Origin of the sequence: Franconibacter daqui (genome assembly GCF_014644275.1) — a bacterium.
In the GTDB taxonomy this organism is placed as follows: domain Bacteria; phylum Pseudomonadota; class Gammaproteobacteria; order Enterobacterales; family Enterobacteriaceae; genus Franconibacter; species Franconibacter pulveris.
The window spans coordinates 1-2,542 of the sequence record NZ_BMKJ01000014.1 but is presented as its reverse complement, the minus strand read 5'-3'; the positions used below and the strand labels follow the sequence as shown (position 1 = coordinate 2,542).

The following is a 2,542-nucleotide window of genomic DNA, read 5'->3' as shown; positions in this document are numbered from 1 at the left end:
GGCAACGGCGCAGAGCGCGGCAATGACGGCGACAGCGCCGACAGCCCCGGCGCGGGACTGGTTCAGGGCCAGCACAAACGCAAGCACGCCGAGGCCTGCGGTTATCAGCACAGCGGTTATCCCCCTGGCGCGCCGTTCCGTCAGCAGCAGCAGGAAGCCGCAGCCGGCGCCGGTGGCGAGAAAGCTCGCCAGCAGGTTCACCTGCTGGAAAATGCCGTAGGGGCGGCCCTGGTTGCGCAGCCAGTCGAACTCATACAGCCGGGCGGCGAGGTGCGGGCAGAAAGCCTGCAACAGGCCGGTGCCCGCCTGACCCAGCGCCAGCACAAACACCGCCAGCAGCGCCGCGCGCCGGTGGCGTGGCGTGAACGGCAGGCGCAGCAGCGCCAGCCACAGCAGGAGCGCCGCCAGCAGCACCCACACGCCGGGGTTGCCGCGCGCCTGCAAAAGCCACGGCAGCAGGAGCAGCAGCCCGCCCGCCAGCAGCAGCGGCTGGCGCGGCGCTTTTAATTCTGCGTTTCTATATCGCCAGGCCAGTATGATTAAAACCAGCCCCAGCCAGCAGAGAAACGTGAGGTTAAAAGGCAACGCCACGCCGGACCCGCCGGAGTCGGGAATATAAAACAGCGTCAGGCAGAGTAATAATAACAGCAGGGTTTTCATAAGCGGATAAATAATAAAAAGGGGAAAGGCGAACCTTTCCCGAAAATAAAGTAATACAGCAAAAGAGAATCAGAAAATAGTAGCAGTTACGTTAATAAGGCATCATTACCAGAACACTGCTGCCGGTATGAAAACCTTCACTGGTTATACCCGTTAATAAATCTTTAACAAGCACACTGGATTTTCCAGAGGGAAGATTAATTTTCGTTTTTAGCGGCTTATTATCTACCGTAATTTCTGACTTACCTTCATCCAGGTAAATATATTTATCATCAGTAATTAAATTAAAACTGACAGCCATATCACCTATACAGTCTACATTCATTGAAGCGCTGGCTGAATGCCCCTCCGCATTTCTGAGGGTAATGGAACCATGATCCAATAAAACTTCAGGCGTTGTTATCTTACACCACTCATTTACAGGCGGAACAACTAAACAGCCAGCCGGGGCACGTACATCAGACCAGGATTCACCACTATAGCCGCCAGATATTGCTGTATAAACATAAGCAACACAACTGTTTGCTGAAGGGGGAACTGTATCTAGATAAGTTACCGCCTGCACATCTTTACCGCCGTCATAATATATAGTCATGGCCTCCTGGCTTATTGTTGACACTCCATCCGCCCACTTTTCCGCCCTGGCATCTGTTCTCATAGTATATTCATCTGATGACAAATGAGCATGCTCCTTAATAACCAACGCAACTTTAGCTCCTTTCACAGGCACAACGTCTCCGGCGGTTCCAATATCTATAATTTTTTGTGTAATGGCAATTCCCCACTCTTGGTTTCCATCATCATATGTCCGTTGATACCAAGGACTAAGAGATGTTATTACCGGGTATGGGCTGCTCCAGACATTGTGAGCAAAAAAGATAATTATAATCGCAATGATCCGTTTCATTATTAAATCTCTTACTGATACGCCAGCACAAAGTTTGCCGTCGCGGTAAAATCCCCGGCTGCCAGCGTTTTATTTGCAATCACGGTTGGCCGCGCCTGGACGTAAGCATTAAACGTCAGCGTGTTATTGCCGCTGCTCAGCTGCGTATACGGGCTGGCTTTATTAATGGCCAGCGGCGTGCCGTCCGTTAACTCCAGACCAATCGCCACCCCTTTCGCCGTGCTGGCCGCATCCGGCGCCAGCAGCTCCGTGAGTTCGGTATCCGCCGTGCCCTGGAAGGTGACGCTGACGGTACTGAGGATGGCCGGGTCGCACTCCTGCAGATGAATACTGAACGGCTGCGGTTTAGTGCGCTGGTACTGGTAAAGGTACTTTTCTATCACCGAGCCGAAGTCGAGCCTGATATCGGTATCTGCATCCGGCAGCGTGCAGGGCTCCGAGACCAGCGCCCCGGAAAAATGCACGTTATCCTCCGCTGCAGAAGCGCCGGCGGAAAACACCAGCGCCAGCGCGGCCAGTAAAATTTTGTTCATGTCCGTTCCTACATATAATCCGCGCGCAGCGTCATGGTGGCCTCAAAGGCGCCTGCGGTGAGCGTCACCGCCGGGTCCTGGACCGGTACCGCCTGGATCGCCGGCGGGCTCGCCGGGTTGCTTACCGCCACGCGCTTCGCGAAGGTCGCCGGCTGGCCGTCCACCAGAATGCGGAGGCCGAGCCCGGTTTTGTCGGTTTTCACCGCCGAGGCGTCGAACGCCGCCGGCGCGGTGGTGTCCACCACAATGGCGAGCCCGCCGGCGGTATAGCCCGCCTCACAGTCCAGCGTGTAGCTCACCGGCTGCTTATAGTTGTTGCCGTCGATTTTGTTGACGCCGAGGTCGTTGCCGAACGCCACCTCAATGGTCCGGCCGTTGCTGATGGTGCACGGCGGCGCCACCAGGGTGCCGTGGAACGACATGTTGTCGGCGGCCTGCGCGC

The 2,542-nt window shown here is 55.7% G+C and carries 4 protein-coding genes; all 4 read right to left on the bottom strand.

Translation table 11 applies throughout. The annotated features are described in order from the left end of the window. The coding region (locus tag IEX01_RS21410; RefSeq protein ID WP_188724525.1) for a pilin glycosylation ligase domain-containing protein at positions 1-660 on the bottom strand (660 nt) is incomplete at its 3' end. 91 nt (positions 661-751) lie between these two features. Beyond that, positions 752-1,567 (bottom strand): MrpH family fimbial adhesin, encoded by an 816-nt coding sequence (locus IEX01_RS21405; RefSeq protein ID WP_125454275.1) that lies wholly within the window; start codon positions 1,565-1,567, stop codon positions 752-754. An 11-nt stretch (positions 1,568-1,578) separates the two neighbouring features. After that, positions 1,579-2,100: a fimbrial protein gene (locus tag IEX01_RS21400; RefSeq protein WP_188724523.1), complete on the bottom strand. Its 522-nt coding sequence runs from the start codon at positions 2,098-2,100 to the stop codon at positions 1,579-1,581. 8 nt (positions 2,101-2,108) lie between these two features. Further along, positions 2,109-2,542 (bottom strand): fimbrial protein (locus IEX01_RS21395; protein WP_188724521.1); only part of this gene is annotated, 434 nt, incomplete at its 5' end.

Coding starts and splice junctions, on each gene's coding strand:
- IEX01_RS21400 (WP_188724523.1), bottom strand. CDS start 2,100: ATGAACAAAATTTTACTGGCCGCGCTGGCGCTGGTGTTTTCCGCCGGC.
- IEX01_RS21405 (WP_125454275.1), bottom strand. CDS start 1,567: ATGAAACGGATCATTGCGATTATAATTATCTTTTTTGCTCACAATGTC.